Below are 22,898 nucleotides of genomic sequence, written 5' to 3' on the forward strand. Positions count from 1 at the left end.
CAAACGAAAAATACAATGGTATCAATGGCTTGCCGTACGGTGGCTTAACCTTTTGTTAAGGGTCAGTTGCCGCTGGCCGGAGGAACCGGCGCCGGCGTGGCAGAGCCGTCCACCGCACCGGACTCGGGCCCCGTGCCGGTGCCGGTGGCATCCTGCACGCCCGCCGCCTCCAGCGCCCGCCATTTCGCCACGTTCTTGTTGTGCTCGGCCAGCGTCGCAGCAAAGGCATGGCCGCCCGTGCCATCGGCCACGAAGTAAAGGAAATCCGTGCTCTCGGGCTTCAGCGCCGCCTCGATCGCGGCCCGGCCAGGGTTGCAGATCGGGGTCGAGGGCATGCCGGGAATAACATAGGTATTCCAAGGGGTTTCCTTGCGCAGCTCGCTCTGCCGCAGCCCGCGCCCCAGCACGCCCTGGCCCTTGGTCACGCCATAGATCACCGTCGGGTCGGTCTGCAGTTTCATCCCCTGCGCCAGGCGGTTCAGGAAGACCGAAGCCACCCGCGCCCTTTCGGTATCCACCCCGGTTTCCTTCTCGACGATCGAGGCCATGATCAGGGCCTCCTGCGGCGTCTTGTAGGGCAGCCCTTCCGAGCGTGCGGCCCAGACCTCGGCCAGGACGGCGCTTTGCTTGGCCGTCATCTCGGCCAGAAGCGCCAGCCGATCGCCGCCCTTGTCGATCTCGTAGGACTGCGGGGCCAGCGTGCCTTCCGGCGGCACGGTCTTGATCTCGCCGGTCATGAAATCGGCGGCCTTCAGCGACTCGATCACCTGCCAGGAGGTCACGCCCTCCGACAGGGTGACGCGATAGCGCAGGTCGGCATCCGCCAGGGCATCGACATAGGCCTTGGGCGCGGGACCGGCCGAGGGGTCGAACTTCGCCACCTCGCCATAGCCCCCCGTCGCCGGATCATAGGCGCGCAGCACCACTTCCGGCCCGTTCACGCCGATCCGGAAGTTGACATCCTGCCCGCAGCTCGACTGGCCCGAGGTGGTCAGCGTCGCCACGATGCTCTCCATCGAGGCGCCCGGCGGCAGAAGGTAGGAGCCGAACTTCAGCTTGGTGCTCTTGCCCGAATATTCCGAGCCGACCCGAAAGATCATCGCATCGCTGACCGCGCCCTGCTGCTGCAGGGCGGCGCTGACAGCGCTGATCGTGGCCCCCTTGCCGACCTTGAAGCAGATCGTCTGCGTCAGGGGACCGGGGTTGACGTATTTCTGCTGCCCCCAGGTGATGATCCCGGCGATCATCACAAAGGCCACGATGAACAGCGTCAGCGCATTGGAGGCCAGCGAGCGCCACATCTCAGGCCGGGACCTTTCCGAGGATCAGGCTGGCATTGGTGCCGCCAAAGCCGAAGGAGTTCGACAGCGCCACGTCGATCTTGCGCTTGACCGCGCCATTGGCGGCAAGGTCCAGCGTCGGGGTGACATCGGGATTGTCGAGGTTGATCGTCGGCGGTGCCACCTGGTCGCGGATCGCCAGCGCACAGAAGATCGCCTCCACCGCCCCGGCCGCCCCCAGAAGGTGCCCGATCGAGGATTTGGTCGAGGACATGGTCACCCCCGGCGCCGAATTGCCCAAAAGCCGCTCTACCGCGCCAAGCTCGATCGTGTCGGCCATGGTCGAGGTGCCATGGGCGTTGATATAGTCGATGTCGCCCGGGGCGAGGCCCGCCCGCTTCAGCGCCATCTGCATCGCGCGGAAGCCACCATCACCATCTTCCGCCGGGGCGGTGATGTGGTGGGCATCGCCCGACAGGCCATAGCCGAGCACCTCGGCATAGATCTTGGCGCCGCGCGCCACGGCATGTTCGTATTCCTCCAGCACGACGACGCCGGCGCCCTCGCCCATCACGAAGCCGTCGCGGTCCGCGTCATAGGGGCGCGAGGCCTTGGTCGGGTCGTCCGCCCGCTTGGTCGACAGGGCGCGGCAGGCGTTGAACCCGGCGATCCCGATTTCCGAGATCGGGCTTTCCGCCCCGCCCGCCACCATCACATCGGCATCGCCCCACTGGATCAGCCGCGCCGCATCGCCGATGGCATGGGCGCCGGTCGAACAGGCGGTGACGACGGCATGGTTCGGCCCCTTGAAGCCAAAGCGGATCGAGACCTGGCCCGAGATCAGGTTGATCAGGCTGCCGGTGATGAAGAAGGGCGAGACCCGCTTGGTGCCGCGCTCCTTGATCAGCACCGCCGTCTCGGCGATCGAGGTCAGCCCGCCGATGCCCGAGCCGATCATCACGCCGGTCCGGCAGCGGTCCTCTTCCGTGGCAGGCTCCCAGCCGGAGTCTTTCACGGCCTGCACCGCGGCGGTCATGCCGTAGATGATGAAGTCATCGACCTTGCGCTGATCCTTCGGCTCCATCCAGTCGTCGGGGTTGAAGGTGCCGTCGCTGCCGTCGCCGCGCGGGATTTCGCAGGCATATTGAGTGATCACATTGACCGGATCGAAGCGGGTGATCGCCCCCGCCCCGGATTGTCCCGCCAGAAGACGGCTCCACGTTGCTTCGACGCCGCAGGCCAGCGGAGTGACCATGCCCATTCCCGTGATGACAACCCGACGCACCCAAGCCTCCATGCCCGTTACAAAAGAGCCGCCCCGGCTCTTTGCCCAGGTCAACCGGCCCCGGTGATACACGCCCCGCCCCGCACCTGCAACTGCCCTGGCCGCGATGGTGTCTGCCTCGGCCATCGCGCGCAGGCAGAAAACCTTGGGCTTGCCTCAATGTAAAAAGTCGTTACATTGCGATTTCGGGACTTGACCAATTCTGCGCCCGCGCTATGTGTGTGAATGAACGTTCATTCTCGCCGGAATTTCCTGATGCAGCTTGCCGCACCTCCTGCCCCGTCCAGCCATGCCGACATCCGCTCGGGCGAGATTCTTGCCGCGGTCCGGCAGGCCTTCGTCGACAAGGGCTTCGACGGCGCCTCGATGCAGGATCTGGCGCGGGCGGCGGGGATGAGTGTCGGGAATTTCTACCGCTATTTCCCCTCCAAGGTCGCGATCATCCAGGCGATGATCCTGCGCGACGCCAAGGATATCGAGCACAGCTTTGCCGAGGTTCTGGCCAGCCCCGACCCCTTGGCGGCGCTGCGTGCCGGGATCTCCGAAAGGATCACCAACAAAAACTGCGACAAGGACACCGAGCTTTGGGCCGAGATCGAGGCCGCCTCGCGCCGCTCGCCCGAGATTGCCGAGGCCGGGCACCAGCTGGAACGCCATATCATCACCAACCTGACCACGGTCTTCGGCGCCGCCACCGGCCTTGACGCTGTCGAGGCCGAGCGGCGGTTCTCTGCCGGGGCCGCCTATATCTTCGTGCTGATCAAGGCGGGGTCCTGCCTGTCCTGCGCCTCGCCGATGGATCAGGCGCAGGTGCGCGCGATGTTGCTGCGCACCGTCCACCAGGCCATCGACGACATCCTGGCCGCAGGGCCCGCTTCTGCCGAAACACCCGCACCCGCCCCGCTTGCCGCCGAATAGACCGCCTTTTCCTGCGCCTTTACCGTTCTACGCCCTCCCCCGTCCTGCCCAAACGCCTTTTCCGAAAGACACCAGATGCGCCCCTCTTCCTTTCGCCTGACCGCCCCGTGCCGTGCCCTGATCCTTGCCGCAGCCCTTTCGGCCACGGCACCCGGCGCCCTGTGGGCGGAGGATAAGGCGGCGGCGCCCGCCCCGGCCGAAGCGGCGGCGGGAACGGAGGCCGGGACGGAGAAAAACACCGACATCGTCCTGCCCGCGATCAGCGTCACGACGGTGGCCGCGCGGCGGATCGAGGATCACGTCCTCGGCTCGGGCCTGATCACGGCGGTGCAGATGGTCATGGTGCCGCCGCTGATCGAGGGTCAGCCGATCGAGGCCCTTCTGGCCGATGTCGGCGATAGGGTGAAGGAGGGTCAGGTTCTGGCCACGCTTTCGACCGCCACCCTGACCCTGCAGCAAAGCCAGCTGCAGGCCACGCTGGCCTCGGCCAAGGCCAGCCTTGCCGAGGCGCAGCGCACCGCCGACCGGACGGCCACGCTTTTGGCGCAGGGCACGGCCTCCAATGCCAGCAATGACACGGCCCAGGCGACGCTGACCTCGGCCAAGGCGCAGGTCGCCTCGGTCCAGGCGCAGCTCGACACGGTGGCCCTGCAGATCAGCCGGGCCAAGGTGGTGGCGCCGGTCTCGGGCGTGATCACGGCGCGCAATGCCCAGGTCGGGGCCATGGCCACCGCCGCAGGCCAACCCCTGTTCGAGATCATGCGCGACGGCGCGCTCGAACTGCGCATCGACCTCGCCGAGGCCGACCTGCCCCGCGTCAAGCCCGGCCAGACCGCGACGGTCAGCCTCGCCAGCGGCGAAGCCCCGCTGACCGGCACCATCACCCTGGTCGAGCCGACGATCGACGTGACCACCCGCCTTGGCCGCGCCCGCCTGACGCTCGATGCGCCGGACCGGGTCCGCGCCGGCATGTATGCCGAGGCCGATATCCTGATCACCGGCCATGACGCGCTGGTGGTGCCGGTGACCTCGGTCAATGCCGAGGGGGCGACCTCGCATGTCATGCTGGTCAGCGACGGCGTCGTGCATCTGCGCGAGGTCACCACCGGCATCCGCCAGGCCGGCTGGGTCGAGATCCTGAGCGGCCTTGCCGCCGGCGATCAGATCGTGGCCCGGGCCGGGGCCTTCGTCTCGGATGGCGACAAGATCAACCCGATTGCCGCGCCCGCCGCGTCTTCGACCAGCTCCGACACGAATTGAGGGCGCCCCGATGAACTTCTCCGCATGGTCGATCCGAAACCCCGTGGCGCCGATCCTCGCCTTTGTGATGCTCATGTTCCTGGGCTATCAAAGCTTCAACGCCCTGCCGATCACCCGCTTTCCCAACATCGACGTGCCCTTGGTCGCCATCTCGGCCAGCCAGCCGGGCGCGGCGCCCGCCGAATTGGAGACCCAGGTCACCAAGGTGATCGAAGATGCCGTGGCCGGCATCACCGGGGTCAAGAACGTGACCTCGACCATCCTCGACGGCAGTTCCGTCACCGGGGTCGAGTTCCGCATGGAAGTGCCGACCGACAAGGCCCTGCAGGATGTCAAGGACGCGGTGGACCGGATCAAGGCCGACCTGCCGCCGGATGTCGAGACGCCGACCGTGACCAAGATCGATGTCGAGGGTCAGGCGATCATGACCTTCGCGGTCTCTTCGCCCAACATGACCTTCGAAGAGCTGTCCTTCTTCGTCGATGACGTGGTCAAGCGCAACCTGCAGGGCAAGCCCGGCGTCGGCAAGGTCGACCGCTTCGGCGGCGCCGACCGCGAGATCCGGATCACGCTGGACCCGGTGAAGCTTGGCAGTTTCGGCGTCACCGCGCAGGCGGTCAGCCAGCAGCTGAAGATCACCAACACCAACCAGGGCGGCGGCCGCGCCGATCTGGGCGCCGGTGAACAGGCGATCCGCACCATGGGCGACGCCGCCAGCGTGGACAGGCTCGCCGCCACGCCGATTGCCCTGCCTTCGGGGCGTCATGTCGTGCTCTCCGACCTCGGCACGGTGACCGACACCAGCGAGGAGCTCCGCAGCTTCTCGCGCGTCGGTGACGATCAGGTCGTGGCCTTCGCCGTCTTCCGCGCCAAGGGCGCCTCCGAGGTCTCGGTCGCCAATACCGTCAATGCCGAGCTCGACAAGATCCGCAAAGACCATCCCGAGGCCACGATCAAGATGATCGACGACTCGGTCTTCTATACCGAGGGCAATTACGAGGCGGCGCTGCACACGCTTCTGGAAGGCGCGCTGCTCGCCGTCATCGTGGTCATGGTCTTCCTGCGCAACTGGCGCGCCACGCTGATCTCGGCCATCGCCCTGCCACTTTCGGCGGTCCCGACCTTCTGGGTCATGGACCTGCTGGGATTTTCGCTCAACCTCGTCAGCTTCCTGTCGCTGACGCTGGCGACCGGCATCCTGGTCGATGACGCCATCGTGGAAATCGAGAACATCGCCCGCCATATCCGCATGGGCAAGACCCCGTTCCGCGCCGCCATCGAGGCCGCGGACGAGATCGGCCTCGCCGTCATCGCCACCACCTCGACCATCATCGCGGTCTTCGTGCCGGTCTCCTTCATGCCCGGCATCCCCGGCCAGTATTTCCGCCAGTTCGGCATCACGGTAGCCGTCGCCGTGGCCTTCTCGCTTCTGGTCGCCCGATTGATCACACCGATGATGGCGGCCTATTTCATGACCACCGCCGATGCCGGCACCGAACATGGCAACCGCGACGGCTGGATCATGCGCGGCTATATCCGCTTCGTCACCGCCACCACCGGCACCTGGCATATCGGGCGCCTGCCGATCGGGCGCTATTACCTGACGCTGGTCGTGGCGATCATCGCGGTGATCTTTTCGGTCTTCCTGATGACCAAGGTCCCCGGCTCCTTCATCCCGCCCGAGGATGCCAGCCGCGTCACCATCTCGGTCGAACTGCCGCCCGGCTCCACCCTGGCCGAGACCGACCGCTCGACCCATGCGATCTACGAGGCGATCAAGGACATTCCCTATATCGACAAGGTGGTGATCCTCGGCGGCTCCTCGCCCAAGGGCGATCTGGACGTGCGCCGCGCCACGGTGACGGTGACGCTGCAGAAGCTGGACCAGAGCCTGCTTCTGAAGCTGAGCCAGCTCGGCCGCCGCATCCCGGTGATCGGCGGGCTGGTGCCTGCGGTCAAGGACACCGGACGCCCGGTGCCGCAGAACCAGATCGAGGTCGAGATCTTCAAGCGTCTCGCCACGATCCCCGACATCCGCGCCCTGAAGCTGGACGACCGGGGCGCGCGTGAGCTGACCTTCTCGGTCCTGGCCGACAACGAGGCCGATCTGGACGGCGCGGTCAAGATGCTGCTGGCGGCGACCCGGGGCAATCCCAACCTCGCCAATGTCTCGGTCGAGGGCGCCCTGCCGAGGCCCGAGCTGCAGATCACCCCGCGCGCCGACGAGGCCGCCCGTCTGGGGGTGACCGCCCAGCAAATCGCCGCGGCGGTGCGGGTTGCCACGATCGGCGATTATGACACGGCGCTGGCCAAGATCTCGCTCGACAACCGGCTGATCCCGATGCGCGTGCGGCTGAACGACACCAGCCGCGAGAACCTGCTGCGCATCGCCAACCTGAAGGTTTCGACCAACACCGGGGCCATGGTGCCGCTTTCGGCCGTGGCCGATATCCGGCTGGGCGAGGGTCCGGCGACGATCAAGCGCCTGAACCGTGCCAAGCTGGCCGAGATCGGCGCCGACCTGCCGATCGGCGTGGTGCTCGATACCGCGACCAAGGCCTTCAACGATGCGGCGGCCACAATCACCCTGCCCGGCACTGCCCGCCTGCAGGCCGGGGGCGATGCCGAGATCCAGGCCGAGCTCTTCGGCTCCTTCATCAAATCCATGCTGATGGGTCTGATGCTGATGCTCTCGGTGCTGATCCTTCTGTTCCGTTCGGCGATCCAGCCCTTCACCATCCTCTTCTCGCTGCCCTTGGCGATTGGCGGCGTGGCGACGGCGCTTCTCCTGACCGGATCGGCGCTGTCGATGCCGGTGCTGATCGGCTTCCTCATGCTGATGGGGATCGTCGCCAAGAACGCGATCCTGCTGATCGACTTCGCCATCGAGATGCGGGCCCGCGGGCTGGAACGCGCCAAGGCGGTGGTCGAGGCCGGTCACAAGCGGGCCCGGCCCATCGTGATGACCTCGATCGCCATGTCGGCGGGGATGCTGCCCTCGGCGCTGGGCGTCGGCGAAGGCGGCGCCTTCCGCGCGCCGATGGCCACGGCGGTGATCGGCGGCATCATCGTCTCCACCATCCTCAGCCTGGTGATTGTGCCCTCCTTCTACCTGATCATGGACGATCTGAGCTGGGTCCTCGGCAAGGTCTTCGGCCGCCTCGTCGGCCAGAAGGAGGCAGAGGCGGAGGAGGAGACCTCGGCCGAGGTCCTGGCCGAACGGATAGCCCTTCTGGCCGCCGAACAAGCCGACCTGCGCGAGAAGGTCGCCGACCTGACCCCGCCGCCGCACCAAAGCCGCCCCGGCCTCGCGGCAGAATAGCATAGGCCTCGGCCAAGATGGGCATATTGCCCATCCTACAAACCCGCCGGTCATCTGTAGGATGGGCAATCTGCCCATCTTCCGGAACCCGGCGGTGCCAGGACAGCGGTGCCGCCGTTCAGCCCCTCTGCCGCGCGATCACGCCCATGACCGAGGCGAGCAGCTGCGCCGCAAGGAGGGCGCCCTGGCCGTCGATGTCCCGCTCGGGCATCAGTTCCACCATGTCGAAGCCGGCGATCCTGGCCTTTTCAGCCACGCCGCCGACCAGCTCCATCACCTGCCAATAGCTCAGCCCGCCCGCCGTGCGGCCGATGGCGGCGGGCATCAGGCTGGGGTCCAGGGCATCGACGTCGAGGCAGATGATCACCTCCGCCCCTTCCTCCACCAGATCCACCGCCCGCCAGACACCATCCCGCGCCACCTCGCCCCCCGGCACGAAATGCACCCCCCAGGCGATCGCATCCTGCACATCGCCGACCCGGGCCGAGCCGATGCCGCGCTGACCGACCTGGATGATCCGGGCGATATGCCCCATCTCCGAGGCCCGCCGCATCGTCGAGGAGAGGCCGAGCCTTTCCCCCTGCACCTCGTCGCGCCAGTCGATATGGGCGTCGATCTGCAGGATCGTATAGCGGCGGTCCCCGGTGCCAAAGGCCTTGAGCATCGGGATCGGCAGGCTGTCGTCGCCGCCGATCAGGATCGGCACGGCGCCCGCAGCGAGGATCTGGCCGATGGCCTCTTCGACCCGCGCCCGGTTGCCCGCGGCATCCGCCGGGTCCTGCGCCAGATCGCCCGCATCCACTGCCACGACACCTTCCGGCAGCACCGGCCCGCCGAGGTCGAAGTTCATGTGCCCCAGCGCCGCGCCATAGGCCACCCCCGCCGCCCGGATCGCCTGCGGCCCGGTCGCACAATAAAACCCCGAGGACTCATAGGGCGTGCAGCCCGAGGCCCCGATCAGCACGATATCCGCCGCCACCTCCGCCAGATCCCGGCATTCGGGCAGGCCAAAGAAGGTGCTGGCCGTGCCGGCCCCGAACATTTCACTCAGACTGGCCATGAAACTCTCCTGCTCTTTGCGGCAGGATTGCCGCTGTCGGGCGGCAAGGCAACGGGAAAGCGTCCCGAACCGGTCTCACAGCGGGCGGAGAATCCAGATCGCATCCTGCGCCGTTTGGCCGCCGAGGCCCTCGGGCAGGGAAAAACGCTCCAGCAGGGTCAGGTCATAGGTCCCGGCGTAAAGCCGCGCGACCTCCGCCGCATCGATCGAAAACGGCGGGCCAGACCGCAGGCTCTGGTCATATTCGAAACAGTTGAGGAACTGCGGCGCACGCCCGCTGAGGGCGACCAGCTGCGCCGCATAGCCCGCGCGCATCTGCGGCGGCAGGGCCACCAGCGCCGCGCGGTCATAGATCGCATCGACCGGGCCGAGATCGCCTGCGGTCAGGGCGAACATGTCGCCGGCGAAGATGTCGACCGTCATTTCCCCGGCCCTTGCGCCATACCGGCGCAGGGCGCCGAGATCGGTGATCTCGGGCACCAGCCCCAGCTCCTCGAAAAGCTGACCCACCGCCAGTTCGCTGAGCTCTGCCCCGGCCACGCGGTAGCCTTGCGAGAGGAACCAGGCGATGTCGCGGGTCTTGCCGCAGAAGGGCAAAAAGACCCGCGCACCGGGCGGCAGGGCCATGGCGGCAAAATGGCGCACCATCGCGTCATTGGGCCTGCCCTCGTGAAAGCGGATCTGGGCGCTGTCCCAGACCTTCAGCCAGAAATCGGCGTCCATGCGGCTCTCCTCTTGCCCTCAAGCCCAGACTAGCCCGCAGAAGCGCCCGCCGCAAAAGCAAAAGGCACCCCGGAGGGTGCCTTTCCCGTCACAGTCGTTTGACTGATCAGGATACTGACGGATCAGGATGCCTTGGTGATGAAGCCCACCGCGTCGCCAAAGGTCTGGATGGTTTCGGCAGCGTCATCGGGGATCTCGATCCCGAATTCTTCTTCGAAAGCCATGACCAGCTCGACGGTGTCGAGGCTGTCTGCCCCCAGATCGTCGATGAACGAGGCGTTCTCGGTGACCTTGTCGGCTTCCACACCCAGATGCTCGACGACGATCTTCTTAACGCGATCAGCGATGTCGCTCATATCTTTTCCTCTGTCGTTGGGGTTTCCCCCGTTCGTTAATGCCCCGAAAGGCGTTTCACCCGGATCGGGCTCCCCGGATCGGGGCACCGGGCATTTCTACCCGGTAAATCCTGCCGCGCCTATAGCAAGGGTCGCGACACAAGGCAAACCAATTCCAAACCGCTTCCGGTTCAGACCATCGCCATGCCGCCATTGACGTGCAGCGTGGCCCCCGTGACATAGCCAGCCTCGGGCGAGGCCAAGTAAAGCACGGCCGCGGCGATTTCGGAAGATGCTCCCATCCGGCCGGCGGGAATCGCGGTCAGAATGCGTGCTTTCTGCTCATCGTTCAGCTTGTCGGTCATCGCGGTGGCGATGAAGCCCGGCGCGACGCAGTTGACCGTGATGTTGCGGCTGGCCACTTCGGCGGCAAGGCTCTTCGACATGCCGACCATCCCGGCCTTGGAGGCGGCATAATTGCCCTGCCCCGGATTGCCCGTGGCGCCGACGACCGAGGAGATGTTGATGATCCGCCCCCAGCGCGCCTTCATCATGCCGCGCAAGACGCCGCGGCAAAGCCGGAAGGTCGAAGTGAGGTTGATGTCGAGCACGGTCTGCCATTCCTCATCCGACATCCGCATGAAGAGATTGTCCTTGGTCACCCCGGCATTGTTGACCAGGATGTCGACCGATCCCATCGCCGCCGCCGCGGCCTTGGGCAAGGCCTCGACCGCCGCAGCATCGCCGAGGTTGCAAGGCAGCACATAGGCGCGCGACCCGAGCTCTGCCGCCAGCGCCTCCAAAGGCTCGAGGCGGGTGCCAGACAGGGCCACCGTGGCCCCCGCGCCATTCAGAACCCGGGCGATATCGGCCCCGATGCCCCCCGAAGCGCCGGTGACCAGCGCCGTCTTTCCCGTCAGATCAAACATGTCTTAACTCCTTGATCGCGAGGCCCTGATTTTTCGCAGAAAAATCGAGCCCCAATTTTTCTGCGAAAAATTCCGCTCAACCCTTGGCCGCTGCGACATCCTCAGGGGTGCCCACAGCCCGCGCCGTGGCCGCCGAGGCGATCCGCTTGATCATCCCCGATAGCGCCTTGCCGGCGCCGATCTCCCAGAACTCGGTCACACCCGCCGCTTCCATCCAGATCACCGATTCCCGCCAGCGGACCGAGCCTGTGACCTGTTCGACCAGCAGCTTGCGGATCAGATCGGGGTCGCTGACCGCCTCGGCCCGCACATTGGCGACCAGGGGCACCACCGGGGCCTCGATCGTCACCCCGGCCAAAGCCTCGGCCATCACATCGGCGGCGGGCTGCATCAAAGCGCAGTGGAAGGGGGCAGAGACCGGCAGCAGGATCGCCCGCTTGGCGCCCCGCGCCTTGGCAATCTCCAGCGCGCGCTCGACCGCGGCCTTGTGGCCCGAGACGACGACCTGTGCCGGATCATTGTCATTGGCGGCCTGGCAGACCTCGCCCTGGGCGGCCTCGGCGGCGACCTCGATGGCGGTGGCGAAGTCGAGGCCGAGAAGCGCTGCCATCGCCCCCACGCCCACCGGCACCGCCTCCTGCATGGCGCGGCCGCGGATGCGGAGCAGGCGCGCGGTATCCGACAGGGTCAGGGCGCCCGCCGCACACAGCGCCGAATATTCCCCAAGGCTGTGCCCCGCAACAAAGGCGGCATGGCCGATCCCCAGGCCCTCGGCCTCCAGGGCGCGCAAGGCGGCGATCGAGGTCGCCATCAGCGCCGGCTGGGCATTGGCGGTCAGGGTCAGGGTGGCAGCGTCGCCCTCCCAGATCAGGGTCGAGAGTTTTTCCCCCAGCGCCGCATCGACCTCGTCGAAGACCGCCCTGGCGGCCGGATAGGCCTCGGCAAGCGCCTTGCCCATTCCGATGGTCTGGGCACCCTGCCCGGGAAACACATATGCGCGGCTCATCTGGCCCTCCGTTTTGCTGGCCGCAGGCTTACCCCATGCCGCCCCTTGCGCGCAACGCCCGCCCGTGCATTCTGCCGCCAAACGGAGACTTCCATGCGCCCCGCCGTCCGAAAGATCGTCTATGCCATCAGCTTCGAGGTCGGAGGCATCCTCCTCGGCGGCCTCGCCCTGACGCTGATGTCGGATGCGGGCGGGGCGAAATCGCTGTCGCTCTCGGCCTTCGGCGCCGCGATCGCCATGCTCTGGTCGCTGGTCTTCAACACCGGTTTCGAGGCCTGGGAGGCGCGCCAGCCCCGCCGCGGCCGCCCGCCCCTGCGCCGGATCGCCCATGCCTGCCTCTTCGAAGGCGGCCTCCTCCTGATCCTTTTGCCCGCCACCGCCTGGTGGCTCGAGGCGACGATCTGGCAGGCGCTCAGCTACGAGGCCGTCCTGATCGGCGTCTTCCTGATCTATGCCTGGGCCTTCACCCTCGCCTTCGACCGGGTCTTCGGCCTGCCCAATTCTGCCAAGTAACCCGCTGCCGTCCCTCTCCCCGCCCCATTTCATCGGTCCATAAATATCCCGCGGGGGGTCTGGGGGGCGCGAAGCCCCCCAGCCGGGGCCGCCGATCTTTCCGCAATCCCATGAACCGGCGCAGCCTCTCGTGGACGGGCCGCGGAAAGTGTTTGCCCGTCCTATGAAATGCGCCCTGAAAATCGGAGCTTACATGCCGCTTTACGAGCATGTCTTCATCTCGCGCCAGGACTTGTCCTCCGCGCAGGCCGAAGGGCTGATCGAGCACTTCGCCACGGTCGTCGCGGATAACGGTGGTTCGATCACCGAACGCGAATACTGGGGCGTCAAGACGATGGCCTACAAGATCAACAAGAACCGCAAGGGCCACTATGCCTTCCTGAAATCGGATGCCCCTCCGGCAGCGATTCTGGAAATGGAACGCCTGATGCGCCTGCATGACGACGTGATGCGCGTCCTGACCATCAAGGTCGACGCCCATGTCGAGGGCCCCTCGGTCCAGATGCAGAAGCGTGACGAGCGCGAGCGCGGCGACCGCCCCGAGGGTGGTTTCGGCGGCGGCGAGCGTCGTGAGCGTTCCTTCGGCGGCGACCGTGAACGGTCGGGCGGCAGCAGCTTCGGCGGCGACCGCGAGCGTTCGGGCGGCTTCGGTGGCGATCGGGGCGGTGACCGCTCCTCCGCCCCGCGTCGTTGATCTCAGGCATCGGACAAGGACACCAAACCATGGCGAACAAGCCCTTCTTCCGCCGCCGCAAGGTCTGCCCCTTCTCGGGCGACAATGCTCCGGCCATCGACTACAAAGACACGCGCCTCCTGCAGCGCTACATCTCCGAGCGTGGCAAGATCGTCCCCTCGCGGATCACCGCTGTGTCGGCCAAGAAGCAACGCGAACTGGCCACGGCCATCAAGCGCGCCCGCTTCCTCGCCCTCCTGCCCTATGCCGTGAAGTGAGGAGATAGAGATGCAACTTATCCTCCTGCAACGCGTCGCCAAACTGGGCCAGATGGGTGAAGTCGTCACCGTCAAGGACGGTTACGCCCGCAACTACCTGCTGCCGCAAGGCAAGGCCCTGCGCGCCTCGGCCGCGAACGTGAAATCGTTCGAAGCCAAGAAAGCCCAGCTCGAAGTGCACAACCTCGAGACCAAGAAAGAAGCCGAAGCCGTGGGCGAAAAGCTCGACGGCCAGATCTTCACCGTGATCCGCTCCGCTTCGGATGCGGGCGCGCTTTACGGCTCGGTCACCACCCGTGACGCCGCCGACGCCGCCACCGCTGCCGGCTTCACCGTGAACCGCGGTCAGGTCGTTCTCGATCGTCCGATCAAAGAACTCGGCATGCACACGGTCAGCGTCACGCTGCACCCGGAAGTCGTGGTCAAGGTCAAGCTGAACGTCGCCCGTTCGGTCGAAGAAGCCCAGCTGCAAGCTGCCGGCAAATCGATCCAGGAACTGGCCGCCGAAGCCGAAGCCGCCGCAGAATTCGAAATCGCCGAGCTCTTCGACGATATCGGCGCTGCCAACGACTTCGACCCGCGCGACGAGCGCTAAGACACTTTCCCATCCGGGACGGCAACCGCGCGAGGGCAACCTCGCGCGGTTTTTCGTTGCGCCGGAGCGTCGCTTGCAACCGGGCTCTGCAACCAGGCGGAGAATTGCACCGAATCCTCGCCTCTGCTAGCATCCCGGGCATATTTTGGAAAACCCGGCAGAGACCCTTCGAACTTCGCGCCCCAAGTCATTGTTTTACGTTGTCATATACGAGTCATCCGCGCGCGTCAGGACTGCCCAGGATGGAGTGGACGCAATGACCGTGATCCCCGGCACCCCGGACCCCGAAGTGCTGAACGGCACCCAGGGCGATGACCTGATCACCGCCTATGGCGGCAATGACACGCTCTATGGCTACGGCGGCATCGACACGCTTTACGGCGGCAGCGGCGATGACAGCCTGGAGGGGCATTTCGGCAATGACCTCCTCTTTGGCGAGGGCGGCAATGACCGGCTGATCGCCGGCGGCGACAGCGACCAGATGTTCGGCGGCTCGGGCAATGATTACCTCATGCTCAACGACATCAACTATGCCGGGGAAAGCACGGCGCATGGCGGCATCGGTGACGATACTTTCGTGATCTTCGGCGGCGGTGGCGGCAAGGTCTATGGCGAGGAGGGCAATGACACGCTCTTCCTTCTGGCCCGCGACGACAACGCGCTTTATGTTGACCTCGCGAGCCAGAGCCTCGATGGCCACGGCGGCTTTGCCTATGTCACCTATTCCGGCATCGAACAGCTGATCACCGTGTCGAATGCCGGCGACGACCACATCTATGGCGGGGCGCTGAGCGATGATCTGCGGGTCGGCAGCGGCGCCAATATCGTCATGGCGATGGGCGGCGACGATCAGGTCAGCTACACCACGCGCGGCGCCTCCACGCTCGATGGCGGCGAGGGCAATGATGTGCTGACGGTCAGCGGCGGCACCTCCAGCCTCTACTTCATCTATGACCGCGGCGATGGCACCATCGACGACGGTCAGGGCTCGCTGCTCACCGGGTTCGAGACCTATGTCGCACTTGGCGGCAGGCTGGACGATGTGGTGGGGCTCGGCACCGGCGACGACAGTTTCTACGGCGGTCTCGGCGCGGATACGGCGGCGGGCTATGACGGCGCCGATTGGTTGAGCGGCCTGGGCGGCGCGGATTCCCTTCTGGGCGAGGCCGGCAATGACCAGCTCTTCGGCGGCGGCGGCAATGACGCCCTTTACGGCGGTGATGGCGCCGATTTCCTTGGCGGCGGCAGCGGCGATGACCTTCTCTTCGGCGGTGCGGGCAATGACCGGATCCGGATGACTGAGGGTCTGGACACCGCCACCGGCGGCGCCGGGCGCGACCGTTTCATCTTTGCCCAGCAGGACAGCGGCCCGGCCACGGTGACCGATTTCCACTCCGGCGAGGATCAGCTGCGCTTCACCAGCGCCTATCTGACCCATGCCCCTTCCGCCGGCCCGCTGGACCCCGCACTCTTCCACCTCGACGCCGCGCAGGGCACCGCGGCGCAGTTCGTCCGGCTTTATGATGCCGACAGCGACACGACCTCGATCCTCTGGGACGACAATGGCAGCGACGCCGGCGGCACCCATCTCTTCGCCCTTTTCACCGGCGACGTGATGATCGCCGCCGCGGATATCTTCATTCTGTAAGGGATCGCACGGTTTTGCGCCTCCATCGGCGGTGGATGCCTAAAATCTGCCGCAAATACCTCACAACTTGCGCGGGCATTCTGTAACGAGTTTGGGCAGGTCATGGCCATTTTGAACGGCGACGCAAACGCCAATATCCTCACCGGCGGCGATGAGGCCGACACGATCTATGGTCTGGAGGGCAATGACCGGATCTTCGGCATGGGAGGCAGCGATCTCCTCTATGGCGGCGCGGGCGATGACACGCTCCACGCCGGCAATGACACGGTGCTGGCCAGCGACGGCAGCCTGAACCTGCTGTACGGCGGGGCCGGCAATGACCTGCTGATCAACAGCGTCTTCAACACCAGCGACGTCGCGCTTTATGGCGACAGCGGCGATGACTACCTCTATCTGGCGGAACACGGCAGCACATATCTGCGCGCAGCCTATGGCGGCACCGGCAATGACCTGGTGATGGCCGACTTCAGCGGTATTTCCGATATCGAGGTGCGCGGCGGTGCGGGGATCGACCGGCTGGTCTTCGGCTATGTGAAATCCGGAACCGGGCCGATCCGCTTTGACCTTGCGCCAGACATGCTTTTCACCGATCCGGTGACCGGCCACACCGCCAGCTTCACCAGCTTCGAATGCGTCGACCTCGCCTTCGGGGCCGAGCGCGACGTGGTCCATACCGGGCGCTTTGCCGACAACATCGATGTCGGCGCCGGGCGCAACGCGGTCTTTGCCGGGGCCGGCGATGATACGGTCAGCTATCTGCCGGGTCAGGTCAATCACCTCTATGGCGGCGCGGGGGTGGACACGCTGGGTCTGTTCTGGCGCGACCTCAAGAAGGACCTCGGCGCACTGCATTTCACCGTCGATCCCGTCACCGGGGAGGCGAATGACGGCTTCGGATCGGTCCTGAAGGGCTTCGAGAATTTCATCATCGAGGCGCCGACCCACGATGCCTATGTCGAATTCGGCGCCGGCAATGACCTCTTCAAATGGGGCGCGGGCGATGACACGATCTATGGCGGCGCCGGGAATGACACGCTGGAGGGCAGCGATGGCGCGGATGGTCTGTTCGGCGGCGTGGGGGATGACAGCCTGACCAGCGGCCCCGGGTCGGATTCGCTTTATGGCGGCGTGGGCAATGACATCCTGCACGGCGGCGCGAGCGCGACGCTTTGGGGCGACGCCGGGGAGGACACGCTTTATGGCGGTGGCGGCGCGGTGCTTCTGGGCGGCGGCGGCGATGATCTGATGCAGGGCAAATCGGGCGACCGTCTGTTGGGCGGCAATGGCAATGACCATCTGATCAGCCTCGGCAGCAGCAGCCTCGACGGTGGCACCGGCGCGGATCTCCTTGAGGGCGGCTATGGCAGCGACTCCCTCTATGGCGGCGCGGGCAATGACCGGCTCTCCACCGTACTTTCCACGATCGACTTCGACATTGACGTGCTGGACGGCGGCGACGGCGACGACAGTCTGACCCTGGGCTATTGCGGGGCCAGCCTGACCGGCGGCGCCGGGGCGGATCAGTTCATCTTCCCCTCCCTCGCACCGATCTGGAATGATCAGCAGATCTCCACCATCCGCGATTTTGAAAGCGGGGAGGATCGGCTGGTCTTCCATGAGATCTATTTCATCTCCCTGACGCCTGGCGCCCTTGCATCCGCGATGCTGGCCACCGATCAGGCCACGGGGACGAAGCCGCAATTTGTCCAGTCCTATGAGGCCGCCACCGACACCACGCATCTGAGCTTCGATCAGGACGGCGCGGGCAGTGCCTTCGCGCCGCTGGCGATCATCGATTTCACCGGCCATGTGGTCCTGACCACGGCTGATTTCTTCATCCTCTAAGCCCGACACGCCGCGTCGGAAAGGGATCAGCCGGGGCTGGGGCCGGACCCTAATCTCGGGCCATGAAAAACCGATCCAACCTCGCCGCCATCCTCTGCCTCTGCGCCGGGATCGCCGTCTTCTCGGTCCAGGACCTGATCCTGAAGCTCCTGTCGGACCGCTATCCCCTGTCCGAGGCGATGGTGCTGCGCAGCCTGACGGCGGTGCCCTTCATGCTGGCGATCACCCGGGTCTTCGACGGCGGCTTTGCCTCGCTGGTCAGCAAGGGCTGGCCCCTGATGCTGGCGCGCGGGGTTTTGAACTTTCTGGCCTATACCGCCTATTACCTCGCGCTGGCCGCCCTGCCGATGGCGACGACCGTGGCGCTTTACTTCACCGCACCGCTGATCATCGTGATCCTCTCGGTCCTGATGCTGGGCGAGCATGTGTCGGGCAAACGCTGGGCGGCGGTGGGGCTTGGCTTTGTCGGCGTGGTGATCATGGTGCGGCCGGGCGGCGCCCTCTTCGACTGGGCGGCGCTGTTGCCGATCTTCTGCGGCTTCGCCTATGCGCTGTCGATGATCATGGCGCGGACCATGGGGCAGAAGGACAGCGCGGCGGCGATGGCCTTCTGGGGCAACAACGCCTTCCTGCTCTGCGGGCTGGCGCTTTCGGCGGTCTTCGGCAGCGGCACCCATAGCGAGGTCATCCACCCCAGCCTCGCCTTCCTGACCCGTGGCTGGGCCTGGCCCACGCCCGCCGATGCCGCGCTGATGAGCGCCTGCGGCGGCATCGCCGCCGTTGGCCTGACCCTGCTGACCCAGGCCTACCGCAGCGGCATGTCCTCGGTCGTCGCACCCTTCGAGTTTTCCTTCGCCTTCTGGGGCATCCTCTGGGGCTGGCTCTTCTGGGGGCAGTTGCCGGACGGGCTCGGCTGGCTTGGCATCGCCATCATCATCGCCGCCGGGATCTATGTCCTGCGCGCCGAGGGCGTCTCGGCCCCGGCCGAAGCGGAGCCTGCCGCCTCGGCATGAAAAAGGGCCGCGTCCCCCGGACGCGGCCCCTGATTTTTCGCAGAAAAATCGAGACTTACATCTCGTCGAGCGCTTCGACCAGCTTTTGCAGGTCGTCCTTCGAGATCTCTTTCTCGGTCACCTTGGCACCGGCCACGATATGGTCGACCACCTTGTCCTCGAAGATCGGCGCGCGCAGCTGCTGCTGCACTTGCTGGTTCTTCTGGACGAACTCGAAATAGGCGCGCTCCTGGCCCGGGTATTGACGGGCGGCGTTCAGCACGGCCTGGGTCATTTCCTGGTCGGTGACGCTCACCTCGGCCTTGCGGCCGACTTCGGCCAAGAGCAGGCCCAGACGCACGCGACGCTCGGCCAGCACCTTGTGCTCTTCGGTCGTCTCGATGGCGTCATGGTTGTGGCCATGGTCATGCGGGTTTTCTTCATGCCAGAGCTGGTGGGCGATCTGGCCCGCCTCGGCATCGACCAGCGAGGCCGGCAGGTCGAACTTGACCAGCGCGTCCAGCTGGTCCAGCAGCGCGCGCTTCATCACGGCACGGGCGGCACCCTTGTATTCGGCCTCCAGACGCTCGGCGATCTGACCCTTGAGGGCCGCCAGATCCTCGGCGCCGTATTTCTTGGCCAGCTCGTCGTTCAGCTCGGCCGGAACCGGCTTCTTGACGGCCTTCACCTTGCATTCGAAGACCGCAGCCTTGCCCGCCAGATGCGCCGCACCGTAGGCTTCCGGGAAGGTCACGTTGACCGAGACATCGTCCCCGGCAGCCGCACCGACCAGCTGAGCCTCGAACCCCGGAATGAAGGAGTTGGAGCCCAGAACCAGCGGATAATCCTCGCCCGCGCCGCCATCGAAGGCCACGCCATCGACCGAGCCCTTGAAGTCGATCGTGACCTGATCGCCGTCCTTCGCCTTGGAGCCTTTCTTGCGGTCCTCGAAGGTCTGCGCCGAGGAAGCGAGATTCTTCAGCGCCTCATCCACCGCGGCCTCGTCGGCCTTCACGGTCAGACGGTCCAGCGTGATCTTGGAGGCATCGACATCCGGGATCGGCGGCAGGGCTTCATAGCTCATCTCGACCACGACATCCTGGCCCTCGGCCCAGGTCTCGCCGCCGACCATCTTGACTTCGGGCTGCAAGGCCGGGCGGTCGCCCGAAGCCTCGAAGTGGTCCTTCATCGCGGCATCGATGGCTTCCTGCATCGCATCGCCCAGGATCCGCTGGCCGAATTGCTTCTTCAGAATGGCCATCGGCACTTTACCCTTGCGGAAACCCTTGATTTCCACGTCGGGCTGCGCCTCGACCAACTTTTCGTTGACCTTGGCGTCGAGTTCGGCTGCCGTCACGGTGATGGTATAGCCGCGCTTCAAGCCGTCTTTAAGGGTCTCGGTGACCTGCATTCTCTCGTCCTTCTCATCCCTGTCTGGTGCGGGTGAAGGGACTTGAACCCCCACGCCTCGCGGCGCCAGAACCTAAATCTGGTGCGTCTGCCAGTTTCGCCACACCCGCATTCAACCAAATGCGCCCCGCCCCCTTCAGAAAGAGGCCGGGCCGTCCCTGGCAAAATCCGCGCCCTTCTAACAAAGGCCGCGCCGGGATGCGAGGGGAAAATATAACGGCGTGTGACAGGGCTGCGCCGGGGGCCGATGCCCGCGCGTGCTGGCCCTGCGGGTCTTGGCACGGGCCCGGTGCAGGGCGGAATAATCGGAAGAATTTGCAACAGTTTACCCGATCAGCCGGAATAACCGGCCCGATAGGGACAATTGTCCCTGAAATGGCTCGCCCGTAACCGAATCTTGCCATATTCGTGATCAAAAAAGACGAGGCAGGACAATGCAGGAGAACCGGCCATGGGAACGACAAAAGTCGCAGCGGCTGCACAGGCTTTGGCCACCGCGGCCGGGCAAGAGGTGCTGGGCATGCTCGCCGGCACCGCGGTGATGACGCTGGAAGGCGCGCTGCCGGTCGATTACCTGGAACCGGGCGACCGCGTGCTGACCCGGAAGGGCTCGCGCCGGATCGCCAGGGTCGAGGTCACGGTGATGCGCCACGCCCGCATGGTCCATATCGCGCCGGACACCCTCGGCGTCGGCAAGCCGCAGGACAGCGTCACGCTCTGCGCCGCGCAAGGCATCCTGCTGCGCGACTGGCGCGCCAAGGCGCTGTACGGCGCGGCCCAGGCGGTTGTCCCCGCCCAACGGCTGATCGATGGCGATTACATCCGGGCCGAGACCCTGGACGAGGCGCGCATCTATACGCTTCTCTTCGAAACCCCTGAAGTCATCTATGCCGGCGGGCTGGAACTGGCCTGCGACGGTATCGCCGTCCAGGCCTGACCCGGCGCGATCTGCAATCCTGACAGAAGCGGGGGGTTTCACACCCCCCCACTCCGCAGTTTCTTCGGTGCTACGCACCAAACTGCTGCGTACCCCCGTGGGATATTTATGGACCAATGAAGGGCGCGCGCTGTCAGAGGCCGAGCGCCCTGAAGACCTTTGGCAATTCCTCGGGCAGGTCTTCGGCGATGAGGCCGGGGCCGAAGGATCTTGCGCATTCGACGTGGAGCCAGGCGGCGGTCTCGGCCGCCTGTTGCGGCGCGAAACCGCGGGCGAGGAGGCCGGTGATGAAGCCCGCCAGAACGTCCCCCGATCCCGCCGTGGCGAGCCAGGGTGCGGCGCGGTCATAGGCGGCCGAATTGATGGCGCAGGTGCCATCGGGCGAGGCGATCACCGTGTCGGGACCTTTGAAAAGCACCACGCAATTGGCTCGGGCGGCAGCCGCGCGCGTCGCATCGACCTTGGAATAGGCCGGGCCGCTGGTCGCGGGTTCGGCAAGTTTGGCGGCGATGTCGGGGAAAAGCCGGGCAAACTCGCCGCCATGCGGGGTGAGGATGCAACCGGGGTGGAGGGAAGCGAAGAGGCTGGGATCGCGGGAAATCAGCGTCAGCGCATCGGCATCGAGGACCAGTTTGCGCGCGGCCGCCTGACCCTCGCCCCCCTTTGCGAGCGCCATCCGCACCAGATCCGCCGCGCGGGCATCGAGGCCCAGCCCCGGGCCGAGGCAGACGGCGTTGATCCTAGTGTCCGCCAGAATCTCCGCCAGAGCTGCCGCATCCGCCACGGGTTTCAGCATCACCGCCGTCAGCTGCGCCGCGTTTTCCGCCAGGGCCTCGGGCGGGCAGGCGAGGGTCACCAGCCCCGCCCCGATCCGCAGCGCCCCGCGGGCCGACATCCGGGCGGCGCCGGTGTGACCCGGCGGACCGGAGAGGATCAGGGCATGGCCGTGGGAGAATTTATGCTGATTGCCCAATTTGAGCAGCTCGCTCCTTGGCCAGGCCATGGCCGGATGCGCCGAAGGGTTCCTCTCCAGAAGCCTCACCCGCCCAGACCTGCATTCCCCTTCGTCACCTTCCACTTCAAAGCAATCCGGATCGGCCCTGTCCGGTTCCAGACCAATGTCGACCACATTGACCTTCCTGCAATAGTCCCATTCGCCCATCAGGATATGACCCAGCTTCATGCGGTGGAACGTGACAGTCAGGTCGGCGTAGAAATCGAGGCAGATGTCACCTTCAAAGATCCTCCTTGGAAACAGCGATTTGCCGCTGTCCAGATCCAGACAGGACGGGCCATCCACCGCCACGCGTTTGGCTTGAAGATATTCTGCGCCATCCTTCCACACCGTCCTTGCAGCGGTGAAGGCCAGACAAAGTTCAGGGGAAGGCGGGCGCGTGAGACCTGTGCCGAAGACGGCATCCACGCGCAGATCATAAGGTGCGTGGCGTTTGACAGAGTCATGATCGGCGACCCCAACCTCCCCCATCGCCGTCCACCGGTCATAATTCTTCCGCGCATCGGGCGGCAGTTTAGCCGCATCGCCGTAGAGAAAAACGTGCACCTCCCAGCCGCATTCCTTCAAGAGCCGCGCCACGACGAACCCATCGCCGCCGTTGTTGCCCGGCCCGCAGAGGACCACGGCGCGGAAGGGGGCGTCCCGCAGTTCCGGCCATTCCTCGAAGACGGCTTCCACCACCCCTGCCCCGGCGCGCTCCATCAGCTCCAGCCCGGTCACGGCGCCCGAGGCGATGGCTTCGGCCTCGATGGCGCGCATCTGGGCAGCGGTAAGAAGTTCGGTCATCGGCTTGCCTTTTTTCAAACGGATTACTTTTTACGCGCATTGCGTATTTTCTGTGCGCCAAGGGCGGAATCCCGCGCCTCTGCCCCGG

The 22,898-nt window shown here is 65.8% G+C and carries 20 protein-coding genes and 1 tRNA gene; 11 read left to right on the forward strand and 10 right to left on the reverse strand.

What is annotated here, in order from left to right; translation table 11 throughout:
* Positions 1 to 62 precede the first annotated feature (62 nt).
* Positions 63 to 1,301 carry an endolytic transglycosylase MltG gene (gene mltG / locus AC1DZT_RS21445; RefSeq protein ID WP_478008690.1) on the reverse strand — a complete coding sequence of 413 codons (1,239 nt, stop codon included), beginning with the start codon at positions 1,299 to 1,301 and terminating at the stop codon, positions 63 to 65.
* A gap of 1 nt (position 1,302) precedes the next feature.
* On the reverse strand, positions 1,303 to 2,565 hold the full coding sequence (fabF, locus tag AC1DZT_RS21450; protein ID WP_478008691.1) for a beta-ketoacyl-ACP synthase II: 1,263 nt from the start codon (positions 2,563 to 2,565) through the stop codon (positions 1,303 to 1,305).
* Positions 2,566 to 2,790: 225 nt separating this feature from the next.
* Between fabF and AC1DZT_RS21455 the strand changes: the two genes are divergently transcribed.
* The 3 genes from AC1DZT_RS21455 to AC1DZT_RS21465 all read left to right on the forward strand — a co-directional run bounded on the left by AC1DZT_RS21455 (position 2,791) and on the right by AC1DZT_RS21465 (position 8,065).
* Positions 2,791 to 3,483, forward strand: a complete 693-nt coding sequence (locus AC1DZT_RS21455; RefSeq protein ID WP_478008692.1) for a TetR/AcrR family transcriptional regulator — start codon at positions 2,791 to 2,793, stop codon at positions 3,481 to 3,483.
* A gap of 75 nt (positions 3,484 to 3,558) precedes the next feature.
* Positions 3,559 to 4,743 (forward strand): efflux RND transporter periplasmic adaptor subunit, encoded by a 1,185-nt coding sequence (locus tag AC1DZT_RS21460; RefSeq protein ID WP_478008693.1) that lies wholly within the window; start codon positions 3,559 to 3,561, stop codon positions 4,741 to 4,743.
* Positions 4,744 to 4,753: 10 nt separating this feature from the next.
* Complete coding sequence (locus AC1DZT_RS21465; protein WP_478008694.1) at positions 4,754 to 8,065, forward strand: efflux RND transporter permease subunit; 3,312 nt, start codon at positions 4,754 to 4,756, stop codon at positions 8,063 to 8,065.
* Between the two features lie 118 nt (positions 8,066 to 8,183).
* On the opposite strand, the gene AC1DZT_RS21470 is transcribed toward AC1DZT_RS21465, so the two are convergent.
* The 5 genes from AC1DZT_RS21470 to fabD form a co-directional block, all read right to left on the reverse strand.
* Positions 8,184 to 9,125 (reverse strand): arginase family protein, encoded by a 942-nt coding sequence (locus AC1DZT_RS21470; RefSeq protein ID WP_478008695.1) that lies wholly within the window; start codon positions 9,123 to 9,125, stop codon positions 8,184 to 8,186.
* 75 nt (positions 9,126 to 9,200) lie between these two features.
* The gene (locus AC1DZT_RS21475; RefSeq protein ID WP_478008696.1) at positions 9,201 to 9,848 is read right to left on the reverse strand and encodes a class I SAM-dependent methyltransferase; all 648 of its coding nucleotides are present in this window, start codon (positions 9,846 to 9,848) and stop codon (positions 9,201 to 9,203) included.
* A 122-nt stretch (positions 9,849 to 9,970) separates the two neighbouring features.
* Entirely contained in the window at positions 9,971 to 10,204 is a 234-nt protein-coding gene (locus AC1DZT_RS21480; protein ID WP_478000823.1) for an acyl carrier protein, read from the reverse strand.
* 170 nt (positions 10,205 to 10,374) lie between these two features.
* A complete protein-coding gene (fabG, locus tag AC1DZT_RS21485; protein WP_478008697.1) occupies positions 10,375 to 11,112 on the reverse strand; it encodes a 3-oxoacyl-[acyl-carrier-protein] reductase in 738 nt (245 codons plus the stop codon).
* Positions 11,113 to 11,188: 76 nt separating this feature from the next.
* Positions 11,189 to 12,118, reverse strand: a complete 930-nt coding sequence (fabD, locus tag AC1DZT_RS21490) for an ACP S-malonyltransferase (protein WP_478008698.1) — start codon at positions 12,116 to 12,118, stop codon at positions 11,189 to 11,191.
* Between the two features lie 93 nt (positions 12,119 to 12,211).
* Between fabD and AC1DZT_RS21495 the strand changes: the two genes are divergently transcribed.
* From AC1DZT_RS21495 to AC1DZT_RS21525, 7 genes are all read left to right on the forward strand, one after another.
* A complete protein-coding gene (locus AC1DZT_RS21495) occupies positions 12,212 to 12,631 on the forward strand; it encodes a PACE efflux transporter (protein WP_478008699.1) in 420 nt (139 codons plus the stop codon).
* Between the two features lie 193 nt (positions 12,632 to 12,824).
* The gene (gene rpsF, locus AC1DZT_RS21500) at positions 12,825 to 13,325 is read left to right on the forward strand and encodes a 30S ribosomal protein S6 (protein WP_478000818.1); all 501 of its coding nucleotides are present in this window, start codon (positions 12,825 to 12,827) and stop codon (positions 13,323 to 13,325) included.
* Between the two features lie 29 nt (positions 13,326 to 13,354).
* Positions 13,355 to 13,582 carry a 30S ribosomal protein S18 gene (gene rpsR / locus AC1DZT_RS21505; RefSeq protein ID WP_125327012.1) on the forward strand — a complete coding sequence of 76 codons (228 nt, stop codon included), beginning with the start codon at positions 13,355 to 13,357 and terminating at the stop codon, positions 13,580 to 13,582.
* Between the two features lie 10 nt (positions 13,583 to 13,592).
* Positions 13,593 to 14,177 (forward strand): 50S ribosomal protein L9, encoded by a 585-nt coding sequence (rplI, locus tag AC1DZT_RS21510; protein WP_478008700.1) that lies wholly within the window; start codon positions 13,593 to 13,595, stop codon positions 14,175 to 14,177.
* Positions 14,178 to 14,433: 256 nt separating this feature from the next.
* Entirely contained in the window at positions 14,434 to 15,825 is a 1,392-nt protein-coding gene (locus AC1DZT_RS21515) for a calcium-binding protein (protein WP_478008701.1), read from the forward strand.
* Positions 15,826 to 15,927: 102 nt separating this feature from the next.
* Positions 15,928 to 17,670, forward strand: coding sequence for a calcium-binding protein (locus AC1DZT_RS21520; protein ID WP_478008702.1), 1,743 nt, complete (start codon positions 15,928 to 15,930; stop codon positions 17,668 to 17,670).
* A gap of 62 nt (positions 17,671 to 17,732) precedes the next feature.
* Complete coding sequence (locus tag AC1DZT_RS21525) at positions 17,733 to 18,683, forward strand: DMT family transporter (protein ID WP_478008703.1); 951 nt, start codon at positions 17,733 to 17,735, stop codon at positions 18,681 to 18,683.
* A gap of 55 nt (positions 18,684 to 18,738) precedes the next feature.
* On the opposite strand, the gene tig is transcribed toward AC1DZT_RS21525, so the two are convergent.
* Entirely contained in the window at positions 18,739 to 20,073 is a 1,335-nt protein-coding gene (gene tig / locus AC1DZT_RS21530; protein ID WP_478008704.1) for a trigger factor, read from the reverse strand.
* A gap of 24 nt (positions 20,074 to 20,097) precedes the next feature.
* Positions 20,098 to 20,182 (reverse strand) — tRNA-Leu (locus AC1DZT_RS21535).
* A gap of 341 nt (positions 20,183 to 20,523) precedes the next feature.
* Here AC1DZT_RS21535 and AC1DZT_RS21540 point away from each other — a divergent pair.
* Positions 20,524 to 21,009, forward strand: coding sequence for a Hint domain-containing protein (locus tag AC1DZT_RS21540; protein WP_478008705.1), 486 nt, complete (start codon positions 20,524 to 20,526; stop codon positions 21,007 to 21,009).
* A 133-nt stretch (positions 21,010 to 21,142) separates the two neighbouring features.
* Here the strand turns inward: AC1DZT_RS21540 and AC1DZT_RS21545 are convergent, their stop codons facing one another.
* Entirely contained in the window at positions 21,143 to 22,810 is a 1,668-nt protein-coding gene (locus AC1DZT_RS21545; RefSeq protein WP_478008706.1) for an NAD(P)H-hydrate dehydratase, read from the reverse strand.
* Between the last annotated feature and the right edge of the window lie 88 nt (positions 22,811 to 22,898).

Source organism: Rhodobacter sp. P1_C2, assembly GCF_056406375.1.